We start from the raw sequence: 246 nt of genomic DNA, 5'->3' as shown, positions 1-246 counted from the left end.
TTTCTAACATGTTCAAACTCTTTTTTAAGGATTATGTCTTTTTCTTGACCATAGATAGTTAAACCGTTTTTACCGGCTAAACTAGAAGCTTTTAACAATAACGAACCGCTCCCGCAAGCGGGATCATAGATGCTTTTATCCTGTCTGGTGTTTTCATCAATGCCAAGCAAAAGGGCCAATAAAAGCGAAACTTCGCTAGGGGTGAAAAACTGCCCTTTGGATTTACCGGACTCGCGGGCAAAAGGG

The 246-nt window shown here is 41.5% G+C and carries 1 protein-coding gene; it reads right to left on the bottom strand.

Going from position 1 to position 246, the window contains the following annotated elements; genetic code table 11:
• Positions 1-246 (bottom strand): N-6 DNA methylase (locus tag BZK24_RS08760; RefSeq protein ID WP_171972443.1); only part of this gene is annotated, 246 nt, incomplete at both ends.

Origin of the sequence: Helicobacter pylori (assembly GCF_001998165.1) — a bacterium.
GTDB classification, from domain to species: domain Bacteria; phylum Campylobacterota; class Campylobacteria; order Campylobacterales; family Helicobacteraceae; genus Helicobacter; species Helicobacter pylori_DL.
Note: the sequence above shows the minus strand (reverse complement) of the source record. Positions and strands in the feature narration are given on the sequence as shown.